At 73.9% G+C, this 15857-nt stretch carries 15 protein-coding genes (1 of these 15 running past the window's edge); 4 read left to right on the top strand and 11 right to left on the bottom strand.

Going from position 1 to position 15857, the window contains the following annotated elements; genetic code table 11:
• The 8 genes in view from argH to argC are tightly spaced (at most 35 nt apart) and all read right to left on the bottom strand, a layout consistent with a single transcriptional unit that may run on beyond the window.
• Nucleotides 1–1315, bottom strand: partial view of an argininosuccinate lyase gene (gene argH, locus EXE57_RS02700; protein ID WP_135073770.1) — the 5' portion only. 110 nt of this gene lie to the left of the window's left edge; 1315 of the gene's 1425 nt are visible here — the first part of the coding sequence; it begins with the start codon at nt 1313–1315; the stop codon falls past the left edge of the window.
• Nucleotides 1315–2745 (bottom strand): argininosuccinate synthase, encoded by a 1431-nt coding sequence (gene argG, locus EXE57_RS02705; protein WP_135073773.1) that lies wholly within the window; start codon nt 2743–2745, stop codon nt 1315–1317. The genes argH and argG overlap by 1 nt, the downstream gene beginning before the upstream one ends.
• Before the next feature lie 35 nt (nt 2746–2780).
• Nucleotides 2781–3305, bottom strand: a complete 525-nt coding sequence (locus tag EXE57_RS02710; protein ID WP_135073775.1) for an arginine repressor — start codon at nt 3303–3305, stop codon at nt 2781–2783.
• On the bottom strand, nt 3298–4236 hold the full coding sequence (argF, locus tag EXE57_RS02715) for an ornithine carbamoyltransferase (RefSeq protein WP_135073777.1): 939 nt from the start codon (nt 4234–4236) through the stop codon (nt 3298–3300). The genes EXE57_RS02710 and argF overlap by 8 nt, the downstream gene beginning before the upstream one ends.
• Entirely contained in the window at nt 4233–5369 is a 1137-nt protein-coding gene (locus EXE57_RS02720) for an acetylornithine transaminase (RefSeq protein ID WP_135080547.1), read from the bottom strand. The genes argF and EXE57_RS02720 overlap by 4 nt, the downstream gene beginning before the upstream one ends.
• Nucleotides 5370–5404: 35 nt before the next feature.
• Complete coding sequence (gene argB, locus EXE57_RS02725) at nt 5405–6349, bottom strand: acetylglutamate kinase (protein WP_135073779.1); 945 nt, start codon at nt 6347–6349, stop codon at nt 5405–5407.
• Entirely contained in the window at nt 6346–7497 is a 1152-nt protein-coding gene (gene argJ, locus EXE57_RS02730) for a bifunctional glutamate N-acetyltransferase/amino-acid acetyltransferase ArgJ (protein ID WP_135073781.1), read from the bottom strand. Before argJ ends, argB begins: the two co-directional genes overlap by 4 nt.
• Nucleotides 7494–8528: an N-acetyl-gamma-glutamyl-phosphate reductase gene (argC, locus tag EXE57_RS02735; protein WP_244246963.1), complete on the bottom strand. Its 1035-nt coding sequence runs from the start codon at nt 8526–8528 to the stop codon at nt 7494–7496. Before argC ends, argJ begins: the two co-directional genes overlap by 4 nt.
• Nucleotides 8529–8629: 101 nt before the next feature.
• Between argC and EXE57_RS02740 the strand changes: the two genes are divergently transcribed.
• On the top strand, nt 8630–9427 hold the full coding sequence (locus EXE57_RS02740) for a maleylpyruvate isomerase family mycothiol-dependent enzyme (protein ID WP_135073785.1): 798 nt from the start codon (nt 8630–8632) through the stop codon (nt 9425–9427).
• On the opposite strand, the gene EXE57_RS02745 is transcribed toward EXE57_RS02740, so the two are convergent.
• Both EXE57_RS02745 and EXE57_RS02750 read right to left on the bottom strand, forming a co-directional pair.
• Nucleotides 9424–10311 carry an FHA domain-containing protein gene (locus EXE57_RS02745; RefSeq protein ID WP_135073787.1) on the bottom strand — a complete coding sequence of 296 codons (888 nt, stop codon included), beginning with the start codon at nt 10309–10311 and terminating at the stop codon, nt 9424–9426. The genes EXE57_RS02740 and EXE57_RS02745 overlap by 4 nt on opposite strands.
• Nucleotides 10308–10547, bottom strand: a complete 240-nt coding sequence (locus EXE57_RS02750) for a hypothetical protein (protein ID WP_135073789.1) — start codon at nt 10545–10547, stop codon at nt 10308–10310. Before EXE57_RS02750 ends, EXE57_RS02745 begins: the two co-directional genes overlap by 4 nt.
• Before the next feature lie 68 nt (nt 10548–10615).
• Here EXE57_RS02750 and EXE57_RS02755 point away from each other — a divergent pair, with 68 nt between their 5' ends.
• Genes EXE57_RS02755 through EXE57_RS02765 form a run of 3 tightly spaced genes read left to right on the top strand, consistent with a single transcriptional unit; the run spans nt 10616 to nt 13363 of the window.
• Entirely contained in the window at nt 10616–11515 is a 900-nt protein-coding gene (locus EXE57_RS02755; RefSeq protein ID WP_135073791.1) for a DICT sensory domain-containing protein, read from the top strand.
• A complete protein-coding gene (locus tag EXE57_RS02760; RefSeq protein WP_135073794.1) occupies nt 11512–12489 on the top strand; it encodes an SDR family NAD(P)-dependent oxidoreductase in 978 nt (325 codons plus the stop codon). Before EXE57_RS02755 ends, EXE57_RS02760 begins: the two co-directional genes overlap by 4 nt.
• A 4-nt stretch (nt 12490–12493) precedes the next feature.
• On the top strand, nt 12494–13363 hold the full coding sequence (locus EXE57_RS02765; RefSeq protein ID WP_135073796.1) for a hypothetical protein: 870 nt from the start codon (nt 12494–12496) through the stop codon (nt 13361–13363).
• A gap of 6 nt (nt 13364–13369) precedes the next feature.
• Here the strand turns inward: EXE57_RS02765 and pheT are convergent, their stop codons facing one another.
• Nucleotides 13370–15853 (bottom strand): phenylalanine--tRNA ligase subunit beta, encoded by a 2484-nt coding sequence (gene pheT, locus EXE57_RS02770; RefSeq protein WP_135073798.1) that lies wholly within the window; start codon nt 15851–15853, stop codon nt 13370–13372.
• Nucleotides 15854–15857: the final 4 nt, after the last annotated feature.

A 15857-nucleotide genomic window follows, 5' to 3' on the forward strand; every position in this document is an offset into this window, starting at 1 on the left:
CCTCGGCGCTCAGCACCTCGCGAACGGCCGGCGTGAGGTCGGGTGAGATCTCCGAGAACTGCTCGTCGGTGAGGTCTCCCAGCTCCACCCCCAGCTCCTCGCAGCGACGCACGCAGCTGCCGGCCACCTCGTGGGCGACGCGGAACGGCACGCCCTCGCGGACCAGCCACTCGGCGACGTCGGTCGCGAGCGAGAAGCCCTGGGGAGCGAGCTCTGCCATCCGGGCTGCGTTGAACCGGAGGGTCGCCACCATGCCGGTGACCGCGGGCAGCAGCACCTCGAGGGTGTCGACGGAGTCGAGGACCGGCTCCTTGTCCTCCTGCAGGTCCCGGTTGTAGGCCAGCGGCAGTGCCTTGAGCGTGGTCATCACGCCCGCGAGGTTGCCGACCAGGCGGCCCGCCTTGCCCCGTGCGAGCTCCGCGATGTCGGGGTTCTTCTTCTGCGGCATGATGCTCGACCCGGTCGACCAGGAGTCGTGGAGCTCGACGAAGTCGAACTCCCGGGTGGCCCAGAGGATGACCTCCTCCGCCAGCCTGCTCACGTCGATCCCGATCTGCGCGGTGACGTAGGCGAACTCGGCGACGAAGTCACGGGACGCGGTGCCGTCGATGGAGTTGGCAGCAGACCTGGCGAACCCCAGCTCGCGGGCCACGGCCTCGGGATCGAGGCCGAGGCTGGACCCGGCCAGCGCACCCGAGCCGTACGGCGACTCGGCAGCCGTACGGCGAGCCCACTCGTCGAGCCGCTGCACGTCCCGCACGAGCGGCCAGGCGTGGGCCAGCAGGTGGTGGGCGAGCAGCACCGGCTGGGCGTGCTGGAGGTGGGTCCGTCCCGGCATGATCACGTCGAGGTGCGCCCGTGCCTGCTGGGCCAGCGCCTCGGCCAGGTCGAGGACCAGGGCCGCAACCGTCCGGGCGTGGTCGAGGAGGAGGGCCCGGAAGAGCGTGGCGACCTGGTCGTTGCGGGAGCGCCCCGCGCGGAGCCGGCCCCCCACGTCGGTGCCGACCTCCTCGAGCAGCAGTCGCTCCAGGGCGCCGTGGACGTCCTCGTCGCCGGGAGCCGGCTGCAGCTCGCCCGCGGCATGGCGCTCCCCCAGCGCCCCCAGGCCGCGGAGCAGCTCGGCGTGGTCCTCCTCGCTCAGCAGCCCGGCAGCGTGGAGCGCGTTGGCGTGGGCGCGCGAGCCGGCCAGGTCGTACGGCGTCAGCCGCCAGTCGAAGTGCGTCGACCGGGACAGCGCCTCCAGCTCGGGCGAGGGGCCGCCGGCGAACCGGCCACCCCACAGCATCCCTTGGTTGGTGCCCTCGTGCTCGGCCATCAGTCGGTCCCGAACTCCATCGCGGCGTCGTCGAGCGCGCGGTCGTCCGGGTCGCCCTCGGCCTCGGGCCGCTGCGCGATCCGCGCGGCGCCGCCGGCCGGGAGCTCGCCCAGCAGCACCCCGTGCTCGACGAGCACCTGGCCCTGGTCGAGCGGCTGCTCGGCGTACAGCTCGAGCTTCGCCCGTGAGTCGGCGATGTCCAGGTTGCGCATCGTCAGCTGGCCGATCCGGTCCGTCGGACCGAAGGCCGCGTTGGCGGTGCGCTCCATCGACAGCTTGTCGGGGTGGTAGGAGAACGCCGGGCCGTCGGTGCGCAGCACGGTGTAGTCCTCGCCGCGACGCAGCCGGAGGGTGACCTCGCCGGTCACGACCGAGGCGATCCACCGCTGGATCGACTCCCGCAGCATCAGCGCCTGCGGGTCGAGCCAGCGGCCCTCGTAGAGCATCTGGCCGAGCCGCCGGCCCTGCTGGTGGTAGGTGGCGATCGTGTCCTCGTTGTGGATCGCGTTGAGCAACCGCTCGTAGGCGATCCACAGCAGTGCCATGCCCGGCGCCTCGTAGACGCCGCGCGACTTCGCCTCGATGATCCGGTTCTCGATCTGGTCGGACATGCCGAGCCCGTGCCGGCCACCGATGAGGTTGGCCTGGTGGACCAGGGCGACGGGGTCGTAGGACTGGCCGTTGATCGCGACGGGGCGACCGCGGTCGAAGCGGATCCGGACGTCCTCGGTCTCGATGTGGACCGCCGGGTCCCAGAAGCGCACGCCCATGATCGGCTCGACCACCTCGAGCGAGGCGTCGAGCCGCTCGAGCGTCTTCGCCTCGTGGGTGGCGCCCCAGATGTTGGCGTCGGTGGAGTACGCCTTCTCCTCGCTGTCGCGGTAGGGAAGGTCGCGCTCGGTGAGCCACTGGCTCATCTCGGTCCGGCCGCCCAGCTCGTGGACGAAGTCGGCGTCGAGCCACGGCTTGTAGATCCGCAGGTCGGGGTTGGCGAGCAGGCCGTAGCGGTAGAACCGCTCGATGTCGTTGCCCTTGAAGGTCGAGCCGTCGCCCCAGATGTTGACGCCGTCCTCGTGCATCGCCCGCACCAGCATGGTGCCGGTGACGGCGCGCCCGATCGGCGTGGTGTTGAAGTACGCGCGGCCGGCCGAGCGGATGTGGAAGGCCCCGCACGCCAGCGCGGCGAGACCCTCCTGCACGAGCTCGGGCTTGCAGTCCACCGACCGTGCCAGCTCGGCGCCGTACTCGAGCGCACGACCGGGGACCCCCTCGATGTCGGACTCGTCGTACTGGCCGATGTCGGCGGTGTAGGTGCACGGGATCGCCCCCTTCTCCCGCATCCAGGCGACCGCCACCGAGGTGTCGAGGCCGCCGGAGAACGCGATGCCGACCCGCTGGCCGGTGGGGAGGGAGGTGAGGACCTTGCTCACAGTGGATTCCTTCGGGGTTCGGGGGTGCTGCCGCGTCAGCCGGCAGGCGGGTGGTCGTTGGCCAGGGAGAGGAAGCGCCGCGCGAGCGCTGCTCCCCCCGCCGGGTCGCGGCCGATCACGAGGAGCGTGTCGTCGCCGGCGATCGTGCCGAGGACCTCGGGGAGCTCGCTCTTGTCGAACGCGCTGGCCAGGAACTGGGCGGCACCCGGTGGGGTCCGCAGCACCACCAGGTTGCCGGTGGCCTCGGCGCTCACGAGCAGCTCGTTGCACAGCCGGGCCAGGCGCTGGGTGCTGGCGGCGCTCGCACCGGGCGCCGAGGGTCGTCGGTCACCGCCCTCGCCCGGGACGGCGTAGACCAGGGCGCCGGACGCGCCGCGCACCTTGACCGCCTGCAGCTCGACGAGGTCGCGGCTGAGGGTCGCCTGCGTGACGTGGAGACCGCTGTCGGCGAGCTGGTCGGCCAGCTCGGTCTGGGAACGGACCTCGCGGGTGGTCACCAGCTCCACGATCCGCTGGTGACGGGCGTTCTTGGTGGTGGGGCGGAGGGCGGCGTCACTCATGACCGCTCCCCTCTCGCTCGAGCAACCACGTCAGCACGGCCTTCTGGGCGTGGCGGCGGTTCTCGGCCTCGTCCCAGACCAGGCTGCGGGGGCCGTCGATGACCTCGGCGGCGACCTCCTTGCCCCGGTAGGCCGGCAGGCAGTGGAGGAGGATCGCGTCGGGCGCCGCGTGGGCGAACAGCTCGGTGGTGACGGCGTACGGCGAGAACACCTCGGTCCGAGCCGCGGCCTCCTCCTCCTTGCCCATCGACACCCAGGTGTCGGTCACCACCGCGTCGGCGTCGGCGACGGCCTCGCGGGCGTCGGCGGTCAGCGTCACCGAGCCGCCGGTGCCGGCCGCGACCTCGCGGGCGCGCTCGACGACGGTGGCGTCCGGCTCGTAGCCGGTCGGAGCGCCGATCCGGACGTGCATGCCGGCGGTGGCGCCGGCCAGCACCCAGGAGTTGCCCATGTTGCAGGCTCCGTCGCCGACGAAGCCGACCGTGCGGCCGGCCAGCGCGCCGGTGTGCTCCTGCAGCGTGAGCAGGTCGGCCAACAGCTGGCAGGGGTGGAAGTCGTCGGTCAGCGCGTTGACGACCGGGACGCCGGCGTGGCGTGCCAGGTCCTCGATCGCCGCCTGGGCGAAGGTCCGCCACACGATCGCCGCGGCCTGCCGGCCCAGCACCCGGGCGACGTCGGCGACCGACTCGCGCTCGCCGATCCCGGCCAGCCGCCCGTCGACCAGCATCGAGTGGCCGCCGAGCTCGGCGATCCCGGAGGAGAACGACGCCTGGGTGCGCAGCGTCGGCTTGTCGTAGATCGTCGCGACCGTGAGCGGACCCGCGAGCGGCCGGTGGTCGTAGGGTGCCCGCTTCATGTCCGCGGCCAGCGCCAGCACCTCGGCCTGCTCGGCCGGGGACAGGTCGTCGTCGCGCAGGAAGTGACGGTTCACGAGCCCTCCCCGAACGCGGTGTCGAGGATACCGGGCCAGGCAGCCAGGAACGCGGCGGCGTCGTCCGCTGCCAGCACCAGCGGAGGCGCCAGCCGGATCAGGTCGGGGCCGGGCATGTTGACGATGAAGCCCGCGTCCTGGGCGGCCCCGACGACCGCGGCGGCGTGATCGCCGGCCAGGGTCAGGCCGACCAGCAGCCCCTTCCCGCGTACGTCGGTCACGCGCGGGTCGGCGGCCAGGCCCTCGCGCAGCTGCGTCCCGACCGCGGCCGCGTGCTGGAGCAGCTGGTCGGCCTCGATCGTCTCGAGCACGGCGAGCGCGGCCGCGCAGGCGACCGGGTTGCCGCCGAAGGTCGTCCCGTGGTTGCCGGGCTGGAAGAGCTCGCCGGCCGCGCCGAGCCCCACGCACGCCCCGATCGGGACCCCACCGCCCAGCCCCTTGGCGAGCGTCACCACGTCGGGCTCGCAGTCAGGGTCGTGGGCGAACCAGTGGCCGGTCCGGCCGATCCCCGTCTGGACCTCGTCGACCCAGAGCAGGGCGCCCTGGTCGCGGGTGATCTCCCGTGCCGCCACGAGGTAGCCGTCGGGCGGCAGCACCACGCCGGCCTCGCCCTGGATCGGCTCGAGCACGACGGCCGCGGTCTCGTCGTCGACGGCCGTGCGGAGGGCCTCCACATCGCCGTAGGGCACCCAGGTGACGTCGCCGGGCAGCGGCTCGAACGGCTCGCGGTAGGCGGCCTTGGCGGTCAGTGCGAGCGCGCCCATGGTGCGGCCGTGGAAGGCGCCCTCGGCCGCGACCAGCTTCGTGCGACCGGTGCGCCGGGTGAGCTTGAGGGCTGCCTCGTTGGCCTCCGAGCCCGAGTTGGCGAGGAAGACCTTCCCGCCGGTGCCGCCCAGCAGGGCGAGCAGCCGCTCCGCCAGCCGGACCTGCGGCTCGCTGGTGAAGAAGTTCGAGACGTGTCCGAGCGTCCGGAGCTGGTCGGACACCGCGTCGACCAGCGCCGGGTGGGCGTGGCCGAGCGCGTTGACGGCGATGCCACCGAGGAGGTCGACGTACTCGTTGCCGTCGGAGTCCCAGACGTGGCTGCCCTCGCCGCGCACCAGCATCAGCTTGGGCGGTCCGAAGGCGTTCATGAGCGAGGCGGCGTAGCGCTCCTGCCAGGTCGTGGTCACGACGATCCTCCCGGTGACTCGTGGGCGGTCCTGATCTTGGTCTCGACCCCGGGCAGCACCTGGGTGCCGACACCCTCGTCGGTGAAGATCTCGAGCAGCACCGCGTGCGGCTTGCGGCCGTCGACGACCGTGGCCTTCGGGACCCCTTCCTGCACGGCCTTGAGGCACGCCCCCATCTTGGGGACCATCCCCGAGGCGAGGGAGGGCATCAGCTCGGCCAGCGCCTCCGGGCTGATCTCCTGGATCACGTCGTCGCTGTCGGGCCAGTCGCGGTACAGGCCCTCGACGTCGGTGAGGACGAGCAGCTTGGCCGCACCGAGCGCGACCGCGAGGGCCGCGGCGGCGGTGTCGGCGTTGACGTTGTGGACGGTGCCGTCCTCGTCGGGAGCCACGCTGGAGATCACCGGGATCCGGCCGGCCTCCACCAGGTCCTGCACGGCCTCGGGCCGCACCCGGCTCACCTCGCCGACGAGTCCGAGGTCGACCTCCTCGCCGTCGACGACCGTCCCCACGGCGGTCGCCGTGAAGAGGCCGGCGTCCTCACCGGAGAGGCCGACCGCGATGTGGCCGTGCTCGTTGATCAGGCCGACCAGCTCACGCTGCACCTGGCCGACGAGCACCATCCGGACGACGTCCATCGCCTCGGGCGTGGTCACCCGGAGGCCGCCGCGGAACTCCGACTCGATGTCGAGCCGTTTGAGCATGGCCGAGATCTGGGGACCACCGCCGTGCACGACCACCGGCTTGAAGCCGGCGTACCGGAGGAAGGCGATGTCCTCGGCGAACGCCCGCTTGAGGGTGTCGTCGGTCATCGCGTTGCCGCCGTACTTCACGACGATCGTCCGGCCGTGGTAGGCCATCAGCCAGGGCAGCGCGGCCGCGAGGGTGCGGGCCTTGGCGGGGTCGGGGGGGTCGGTCCTGCCGACGTGGTTCACGGTCATGATGAGTACGCGCTGTTCTCGTGGACGTAGGCATGGGTCAGGTCGTTGGTCCAGATCGTGGCGCGGGCGTCGCCGGCCTTGAGGTCGACGGTCACGCTCACCTCCCGGCCGCTGAGGTCGACGGTCGTCGGGTCGGCCGACGGGGTCGACTGCCGGCACACCCAGACGCCGTTCATGGCCACGTCGAGGTCGGCGGGGTCGAACGCCGCCCCCGTGGTGCCGATCGAGGCGAGCACGCGGCCCCAGTTGGGGTCCTTGCCGAAGACGGCCGCCTTGAAGAGGTTGCTGCGGGCGATGCTGCGGCCTACCTCGACGGCGTCGTCCTCGGTCGCGGCGTTGAGGACGCTGATCGCGATCTCGTGGTCGGCACCCTCGGCGTCGGCGAGCAGCTGCATCGCCAGGTCGGTGCACGCGCGGGTGAGCACCTCGGTGAAGTCCTCGAGCGTCGGCGTGATCCCGCTGGCGCCGCTGGCCATCACGGTGACGGTGTCGTTGGTGGACATGCAGCCGTCGGAGTCGAGCCGGTCGAAGCTGACCCGCGTCGCGGCGCGCAGCGCCCGGTCGAGGTCCTCGGCCGGCACCACGGCGTCGGTCGTGAGGACGACCAGCATCGTGGCGAGCTGGGGGGCCAGCATGCCGGCGCCCTTGGCCATGCCGCCGACGCTCCAGCCGCCGCCGTCGACGACGACCTGCTTGCTGACCGAGTCGGTGGTCATGATCGCCGCGGCCGCGTCGCCACCGCCCTCCGGGTCGAGGCCGGCGTACGCCGCGTCGACGCCGGCCAGCACGGCGGCCCGGTCGTTGGCGAGCCCGATCAGGCCGGTCGAGCAGACGACCACGTCGCCGGCGCCGATCGCGAGGTGGGCCGCGACCTGCTCCGCGACCGCGTGCGTGGTCTGGAACCCGTCGGGACCGGTGTAGCAGTTGGCGCCGCCGGAGTTGAGGACGACGGCGCGGACGACGCCGTCCCGGACGACCTGCTCGCTCCACAGGATCGGGTTGGCCTTGCACCGGTTGCTCGTGAAGACGCTCGCGGAGTCGTGGCGGGGACCGTCGTTGACGACGAGGGCCACGTCCTTGGCGCCGGTGCTCTTCAGGCCGGCGACGACGCCGGCGGCGCGGAAGCCCTGGGGGGTCGTGACGCTCATGGAGCCAGCCCCACGGTCGTGAGCCCGGTGGTCTCGTCGAGGCCGAGCGCGAGGTTGAGGCACTGGACGGCTGCGCCGCCGGTGCCCTTGGCGAGGTTGTCGACGACGCCGACCGCGACCAACCGGCGCGCGGCCTCGTCGACGGTGACCTGGACGTGGACGGCGTTGGAGCCGAGGACCGACTGCGTCTGCGGCCACTGGCCCTCGGGCAGCACCCGCACGAACGGCTCGTCGGCGTAGGCCTTCTCGTACGCCGCGCGCGCGTCGGCCGCGCTGACGCCACCGCGCAGCGGGGCCGAGCACGTCGCGAGGATGCCGCGCGACATCGGGACCAGCGTCGGGGTGAAGCTGACGCTGACGTCGCCGCCGACGACCCGGGAGAGGTTCTGGATGATCTCGGGGGTGTGGCGGTGGACGCCACCGACGCCGTAGGCGCTCGCGTTGCCCATCACCTCGCTGCCGAGCAGGTGCGGCTTGGCGGCCTTGCCCGCGCCGCTGGTGCCGGAGGCGGCCACGACCACCACGTCGGGCTCGACCAGGCCGGCCGCGACCGCCGGGACGGTCGCGAGGGTGGAGACGGTCGGGTAGCAACCGGGCACCGCGATCCGGGTCGCGCCGCGCAGCCGCTCGCGCTGGCCGGGGAGCTCGGGGAGCCCGTAGGGCCACGAGCCGGCGTGGTCACCGCCGTAGAACTGCTCCCAGAGCCGCGGGTCCTCGAGGCGGTAGTCGGCGCCGCAGTCGATGACCACGGTCTGGTCACCGAGCTGGGCGGCCAGCGGTCCGGACTGGCCGTGGGGCAGGCCGAGCACGACGACGTCGTGACCCGCCAGGGTGTCGGGGGTGGTGGGCTCGAGGACGCGGTCGGCGAGCGGGCCGAGGTGCGGCTGCAGCACGCCGAGGGTCTCCCCCGCGTTCGATCCGCCCGTGAGGGCACCGATCTCCACGTCGGGGTGACCCAGCAGCAGCCGCAGCACCTCCCCTCCGGCGTACCCGCTCGCGCCGGCGACGGCGACGGTGACTGACATGTGCATGACTATACAGACGAGCGTATCCTCATGCCACCCGGGTCCGGGGCCGCACGACCACCGTAGGACACGTGCGCCGTCGCTCCGCGATGACTAGGTTCGAGGGCATGAGCCGGCTCCCGTTCGACCGCTACCTGGCCCTCCTCGAGACCGAGTCACGACGCTTCCGCGACGTGCTCGCCGACTGCGATCCCGCGGCCCGCGTCCCCGGGTGCCCCGCCTGGGACGCCGCCGACCTGCTCTGGCACCTCGGCGAGGTGCAGGGGTTCTGGGCCTGGGTCGTTGCCCACCGGCCGGCGAGCCCCCGCGACGGCTACGACGAGCCGGCCCGCCCGACGTCGTACGCCGACCTGCTCACGCTCTTCGACGAGCACGCGGCTGCGCTGGTCACCGCGCTCGGCGAGGCCGACCCGGGAGAGGCGGCGTGGAGCTGGGCCCCCGAGCAGACCGTGGGGTTCACCTACCGGCGGCAGTCGCTCGAGGCGCTCGTGCACCGGGTCGACGCCGAGCAGACCGCCGGGGTCTCCTCGCCGCTGGACCCCGCCCTGGCCACCGACGGCGTGGAGGAGGTGCTCGACGTGATGTACGGCGGCTGCCCCGACTGGGGGACCTTCAGCCCGCTCCCCCACCTGCTCCGGGTCGACACCACCGACACCGGGGAGTCGGTCTGGGTGCGGCTTGGGCGCTTCTCCGGCACCGACCCGGAGAGCGGCACGTCCTACGACGAGGACGACATCTCGGTCGTCGACGACCCGGACGCCGAGCCGGACGCGGTGATCAGCGGGACCGCGCAGGACCTGCTGCTCCGCCTCTGGCGCCGCGGCGACGGCGGTGACACCCGTCTGGCCGGCAACCTCGAGATCGTCGACCGGTTCCGGCAGGTCGTGCACCAGCCGATCAACTAGGGGTTGCCCGGGGCGGCCCAGTCCCGGGGTCCTGGGCCCGACGGTCGCGGCGGCTGCGGCCGCTGCCGACCCAGCTCGCCACCGATCCGGCCGCCGTAGGGGCGGCCGTGGTCGGCGTACTCCTCCCGGACGAAGGTCAGCTGCCGCTCGCCGAGCTCGATCCTGGACGAGGTGCGGAGCACCTGCTCGGTGACCCGCCGGCCGTGGACCCGGACGTCGACGTGGTGGGCCAGGAGGACGAACTCGTCCTGCTCGTCGTGGACCACCTCCGCGTGCAGCGGCGCCAGGTCGGGGAGCACGAGGTCGCAGCCCGGGTCGCTCCCGATGGTGGTGCGTTCCTGCTGCAGCCAGTGGGTCGGGTGGTCGGAGCGCCTCACGGTCGCCGACGGCAGCTCGACGAGGCGCGGTCGCCCCCCGCGCCCCGGGTCGTGCGTGGTGGTGACCCGCTTGACGGGCCGGCGGAGGAAGGTCGGAGCGAGGGGGTACGGCGACGGTGGCGGCACCAGCCCGGCGTCCGGCAGCGTGCCGGCGCCGTCGCGCATCCGACCGCGACCCGCGGCCAGCAGCCCCCGCACCCCGGCGACCCGGAGGTGTGGGCTGCGCGTGAACGGGCGCTGCCACCAGGGAGCGCGGACGTCCCCGATCCGCACGAGGGCGACGCCGGCCGGGTCGGTCACCTCCAGGCGTACGCCGACGTCGGCGAGCTCGTCGGCCACCCAGCGCAGGGACGCCGCGTCCGCGCCACCGGCGAAGGCCGCCGGGTCGCTCACCGAGAGGGTCAGGTCGCTCCCGTTGCCGCTCAGCTCGCCGGTCACCGGCTCGCGTCCGGGGAGCTCGATGCGGAACGTGAGGTCCGCGGCGACCTGGGTGCGGAGTCGCGTCACGCGGCGCCCCGCGTGGCGTCGTCCTCGGTCGAGATCCGCAGCGTCCCGTCGATCTTCCACACCGCGCGGGGGGCGCGGGGGCCGGTGTCACGCGGAACCTCGACCGCCATGTCCACGAACTCGTAGTTGATGGCAGCGCGGCGCCCGGTCAGGAAGGACCACATCTCCCGGCCGAGGTCGCTCCAGTCGACGACCTGCTGGGCTCCGCTCGTCGTCTCGCCCGTGCTGCTGCTCATCGTGCGCCTCCTGCGTGTCCCGGCCGATTCGGCGTACCTGAACGGCCTGTCTAGGTTATTGTTGAAGTATGCGCACGGCTCCGATCCTCACGCAACCCCCCGACCTCGCGCCCGGCACGCTGCTCACCATCGGCGAGCTGGCCGCCCACACGGGGCTCACGCCCGAGCTGCTGCGGACCTGGGAGAGCCGCCACGGCTTCCCGGAGCCGACCCGCCTGCCGAGCGGTCACCGCCGCTACACCGACGACGACGTGCGCGCCGTCCAGCGGGTGCTGGCCGAGCGCGACCGGGGGGTCCGCCTCGAGCACGCGATCGAGGCGGCGCGCCGGGCCGGCAACGCCGCCGACTCCGGATCCGTCTACGCCTCGCTGTGCGCACGGCACCCGGACCTGGCGACGTACACCCTCACCAAGCGCACGCTGCTGGCCCTGTCGTGGGCGATCGAGGACGAGTGCCTCGCACTGGCCAGCCGCGCCGTGCTCGTCGGCACCTTCCAGAAGCAGCGCTACTTCGGGCAGTCCGCGGCCCGGTGGGCCGACCTGGCCCGGACGGCGCGCGCGGCGCTGGTGATGGCCGACTTCGAGGCGCACGACGACGCTCCGGCGCCTGCCCGGGTGGCGCTGCCGCCCGACTCCCCGCTGCTGCGCGAGTGGATCGTGGCCTGCGACGGCCCCGGGCTCACGGCCGCCCTCGTCGCCTGGGAGCTGCCCGGTCAGCACGACGTCACCGAGGCCGGCCGCCAGTTCGAGGCGGTGTGGACCGTCGAGGGCCGGGTGGTGCGCGACACGGCCGTCCTGACGGCCGAGGTCGGCGCCGCCCTCGGGTCCGGCTCGTCCCGGGACCTGCTGCAGATCCTCGAGGAGGCGCCGCCGCCCCGGGCTGCCTCCGCCCGGGCCGCCACGTCGGTGTTCAACCGGATGGTCGCCTACACCGACGGCACCGTGCTGCGCGGCCGGACCGCCCGATGAGCCTCGCCGGGCGGCTCGCGGGTGCGGTCGACACCGCGCTCGACCGCACCATCGCCCCGGGCTACAGCCGCGTCGGGTACGCCGTGCGGAGCCGCCTCCCGGGTTGGCCGGAGGACCCCGAGCCGGGTGCGCTCGCCGGCCGCCACGTGCTCGTCACCGGCGCGTCGTCCGGGCTGGGCACGCAGACCGCCCGCGAGCTGGCCGCCCTCGGCGCCCACGTGCAGCTGGTGGTCCGCGACCGCGCCAAGGGCGAGGCCGTGCGGGCCGGGCTGGCGGCCGAGCTGGGCGAGGTGTTCACGCTCCGGACCTGCGACCTCGGCGACCTCGAGGCGGTGGCGCGGCTGGCCGACGAGCTGGCCGCCGAGGAGCTCCCGCTCGCGGCGCTCGTCCACAACGCCGGGGCGCTGCCCGCGACGCGCACGGAGTCTCCCCAGGGCCACGAGCTGAGCATGGCGCTCCACGTGCTCGCACCGGTGCTGCTCACCGAGCGGCTGCTCCCACACCTCGCCGGGCAGGCGACCCGCGTCGTCCTGGTGACCTCCGGCGGGATGTACGCGCAGCCGCTGCGCGACGACGATCCGGAGTACCTCACCGGCGACTACTCCGGCACCACCGCGTACGCCCGGAGCAAGCGCGTCCAGGTCGAGCTGCTGCCGGTGCTGCAGCGGCGCTGGTCCGGGGCCGGGCTGCACGTCTACGCCACCCATCCCGGCTGGGCGGACACGCCGGGCGTGCTCGAGTCGCTGCCGACCTTCCACAAGGTCACGAGCCCGGTGCTGCGCGACCTGCACCAGGGCGTCGACACCACCGTCTGGCTCTCGGCGGTCCGCCCGGCGCCCGCCGGCGGCTCGCTCTGGCACGACCGCCGGGTCCGACCGGTCGCCCTCACGTCGAAGACGCGGAGCACGCCCGGGCAGGTCGACCGGACGTGGCGCTGGGTCTGCGAGACGCTGGAGCTCCCCGAGGAGGTCTGACGCGATGGACGGTGGCCCTGCGGCGACGCTCGCGGCCGAGCGGGTCGCCGAGGTCGTCGACCGGCCGCAGGCACGGCTCGAGCTGCTCTCCTCCTCCTACGACCCGTTGCCGGGTGGTCCCCCGCTGCACCGGCGCTACCGCCGGGCCGCGATGGCCTTCATGGGCTGGCAGGTACGCCGTGGCCTGCTCGCTCCGCTGGAGGATGAGCAGCCCGGCAGCCCGTGGTGGCGCGCCGTCAACGAGCGGCTGCTGCGGGACACCTGCGAGGCCCGGCTGCGCGTCCTCGGCCATCCCGGCCCTGCCTCGTCGGCCAGCGTCGAGGCGTCGGTCAGGTTCGCCGAGGAGCCGTCCTCCCGGGCGTGGTACCTCGCCCACAACACCACCATCGTGTCGGCCTACCTCGAGCATCGCGACCTCGCGGAGCAGGAGCTCAGGGTCGAGCGCTTCTTCCTCAACCTGGTGCTGCTCCGCCTGCTCTACGCCCACGCCCTGGTCGCTGCCCCGCGGCTCGCGCTCGGCCGCCTCGCTCCCGTGGCGCCCTGGCTCGGCGACCCGCGTCGGGCGATGACCGGGCTCTTCCTCTCGGTGTCACGCGTCCTGCCGGACAGCTACCCGCTGCCCGAGGAGCTGGACCGCTACGTCGCCCGCGAGCACACCGTCGGCCGGGTGCTCGACCTGGGCGTGATCACGCCCCGCCTGGGCGAGCTCTACCGGTGGTCGGCCGACGAGCTGGGCCTCCCGGGGCTGGCCGACCTCGTCGACGGCCGCACCCCGACGTACGCCTGGGACCCGCGGGACCGCGAGCCCTGGGCCCCGCCACCGACCCGGCTCGTCCGGGTCGTCCGCCGGATGCTCCCACCCGACGGCGGCTGAGCCGGGTCAGGTGCGCTGGACAGCCCCGCAGCGCTCGGCGGCCAGAGCCACCGCGGCGTCCCGGGCAGCCGCGGCCTCGCCCTCCTTGAGGGTGCGGTCGGCGGCACGGAAGCGCAGGGCGAAGGCCAGCGACTTCCGGCCCCCGCCGACCTGGTCGCCGGTGTAGACGTCGAAGAGCCGTACGGACTCCAGCAGCTCACCGGCCCCCTCGCGCAGCGCGGCCTCGACCGCCGCGGCCGGGACGGACTCGTCGACCACGAGGGCCACGTCCTCCTTGGCCACGGGGTAGTCGGAGAACGACGGCGCCCGGGTCTCCTCCGGGGCCAGCGCGAGCAGCCGCTCGAGGTCGATCTCGGCCGCGACGGTCCGGGCCGGGACGCCGTACGCGGTGCAGACCCGCGGGTGCAGCTCGCCGGCCCAGCCGAGCACGGCGTCGCCGGCCACGACCTCCGCGCAGCGACCGGGGTGCCAGGGAGCGCGGGCAGCGGCGCGGACGTCCACCGCGACGCCGACCGACGCAGCGACCTCCAGTACCACGGAGATCGCGTCGGACCACGCGACGGCACGGCCGGCCCCCCACCAGCCCGACGGGACCCGCTCGCCGGCCGCGACCACGCCCAGGTGGAGGGGCTGGTCCGGGACGGCCTTGACCAGGTCGTCCAGCTCCCCGTCGGTGGGGCGCCGGTCGACGGGCAGGATCGTGGTGCCGCCCCCGGTGTGCGGCAGCGTGACGGTCGCCAGCTCGAAGAGCGCCAGGTCGCTCGTGCCGCGCCCCGTGTTGCGGGCCACGGCCTCGAGCAGCCCGGGCAGCAGGGTCGTGGTCATGGCCGGCTTCTCGGCCGAGAGCGGGTTGGCGAGCCGCAGCAGCGTGCGGCGCTCGTCGTCCTCCGGGAGCCCGAGGGCGTCGAGCTCGGGCACGCCCACGAACGGGAAGCTGACGACCTCGACCAGCCCCGCACCGGCCAGGGTGCGGCCCACCCGGCGGCGCAGCTTCTGGCGACGGGTCAGTCCGCGTCCGGAGGGGGCCGGGGGCAGCACCGACGGGACCTTGTCGTAGCCGACGATGCGGGCGACCTCCTCGACGAGGTCGTAGGGGTCGCCGAGGTCGGGACGCCACGGCGGGACCGTCGCGGTCACCCACTCACCGTCCTCGATGACGTCGCATCCCACCGCGCGCAGGTCGGCCACGACGGTGTCGGCGTCGATGTCGATGCCCGTGATCCGGGCAGGCAGGTCGGACGGGATCGTGATCCGGGTCCGCTCCGGTGGCTCGCCGACCACGGTCACCCCCGGATCGGCCGAGCCTCCGCCGTACGTCGTCAGCAGCTCGACCACGCGGTCGGCGGCCGCCTCGCAGATCGTCGGGTCGACCCCGCGCTCGTTGCGCTTGCCGGCCTCGGAGGTGATCTTGTGGCGGCGGCCCGTGCGGAACATCGAGACCGCGTCCCAGTGGGCGGCCTCGACCAGGACCCGGCTGGTGGTCGAGGACATCTCGGTGTCCTCGCCGCCCATGACGCCGCCCAGCCCGATGATCCCGGAGTCGTCGGTGACGACGAGGTCCTCGACCGACAGCGCCCTGTCGGCGCCGTCCAGGGTGGTCAGGCGCTCGCCGTCACGGGCCCGGCGTACGCCGATGGCGCCGCGGACCTTGTCGGCGTCGTAGCCGTGGATCGGGCGACCGGTCTCGAGCATCACGTAGTTGGTGACGTCGACGGCCAGCGAGATGGGACGCATGCCTGCCTGCTGGATCCGCCGGGCCAGCCAGTCGGGCGTGGGCGCGGCGGCGTCGAAGCCCGAGACGGTGCGTGCGACGAAGACCGGGCAGCCGGTGGGGTCCTCGACGTGGACCGGGTGGCCGGCAGCGTCGGCCGGGGGGACCTCCCGCAGCACCGGGTCGTGGAAGGTCGCGTCGCAGGCCAGCGCGGCCTCGCGCGCGACGCCCCGCAGCGACAGCGCGTAGGCGCGGTCGGGGTTGATCTCGAACTCGAGGACCGTGTCGTCGAGCCCGAGCACCGGCCGTGCGTCGTCTCCGGGCTTCCCGGCGTCGGCGGGCAGCACGATGATGCCGTCGTGGTCCTCGCCGAGCCCGAGCTCGGCGGCGGAGCAGATCATGCCCGCCGAGACGTGCCCGTAGGTCCTGCGCGCGGAGATCTCGAAGCCGCCCGGCAGCACCCCACCGGGCAGCACGACGACGACGAGGTCGCCGGGGGCGAAGTTGTGGGCGCCGCACACGATGCCCTGCGGCTCTCCGGTGCCGTTGGCGTCCGCAACGTCGACGGTGCACCAGTTGATGGTCTTGCCGTTCTTCTGCGGCTCCGGCTCCATCGTGAGCACGCGGCCCACCACCAGCGGGCCGGTGATCGCCTCTCCGGGTCGCTCCAGCGACTCGAGCTTGAGGCCGAGGTCGGTGAGCGCGTCGGCCAGCGTCGCAGGGTCGAGGTCGTCGGGCAGGTCGACGTAGTCGCGGATCCACGACACGGGGGCACGCACGGGG

Source organism: Nocardioides euryhalodurans, assembly GCF_004564375.1.
GTDB lineage: Bacteria > Actinomycetota > Actinomycetes > Propionibacteriales > Nocardioidaceae > Nocardioides > Nocardioides euryhalodurans.

What these genes read in the sequence shown, in the direction of transcription:
- EXE57_RS02720 (WP_135080547.1), bottom strand. Translation starts at nt 5,369, where the DNA reads ATGAACGCCTTCGGACCGCCCAAGCTGATGCTGGTGCGCGGCGAGGGC.
- EXE57_RS02760 (WP_135073794.1), top strand. Translation starts at nt 11,512, where the DNA reads ATGAGCCTCGCCGGGCGGCTCGCGGGTGCGGTCGACACCGCGCTCGAC.
- EXE57_RS02765 (WP_135073796.1), top strand. Translation starts at nt 12,494, where the DNA reads ATGGACGGTGGCCCTGCGGCGACGCTCGCGGCCGAGCGGGTCGCCGAG.
- argB (WP_135073779.1), bottom strand. Translation starts at nt 6,349, where the DNA reads ATGACCGTGAACCACGTCGGCAGGACCGACCCCCCCGACCCCGCCAAG.
- argC (WP_244246963.1), bottom strand. Translation starts at nt 8,528, where the DNA reads ATGCACATGTCAGTCACCGTCGCCGTCGCCGGCGCGAGCGGGTACGCC.
- argJ (WP_135073781.1), bottom strand. Translation starts at nt 7,497, where the DNA reads ATGAGCGTCACGACCCCCCAGGGCTTCCGCGCCGCCGGCGTCGTCGCC.
- EXE57_RS02710 (WP_135073775.1), bottom strand. Translation starts at nt 3,305, where the DNA reads ATGAGTGACGCCGCCCTCCGCCCCACCACCAAGAACGCCCGTCACCAG.
- EXE57_RS02750 (WP_135073789.1), bottom strand. Translation starts at nt 10,547, where the DNA reads ATGAGCAGCAGCACGGGCGAGACGACGAGCGGAGCCCAGCAGGTCGTC.
- EXE57_RS02740 (WP_135073785.1), top strand. Translation starts at nt 8,630, where the DNA reads ATGAGCCGGCTCCCGTTCGACCGCTACCTGGCCCTCCTCGAGACCGAG.
- EXE57_RS02755 (WP_135073791.1), top strand. Translation starts at nt 10,616, where the DNA reads ATGCGCACGGCTCCGATCCTCACGCAACCCCCCGACCTCGCGCCCGGC.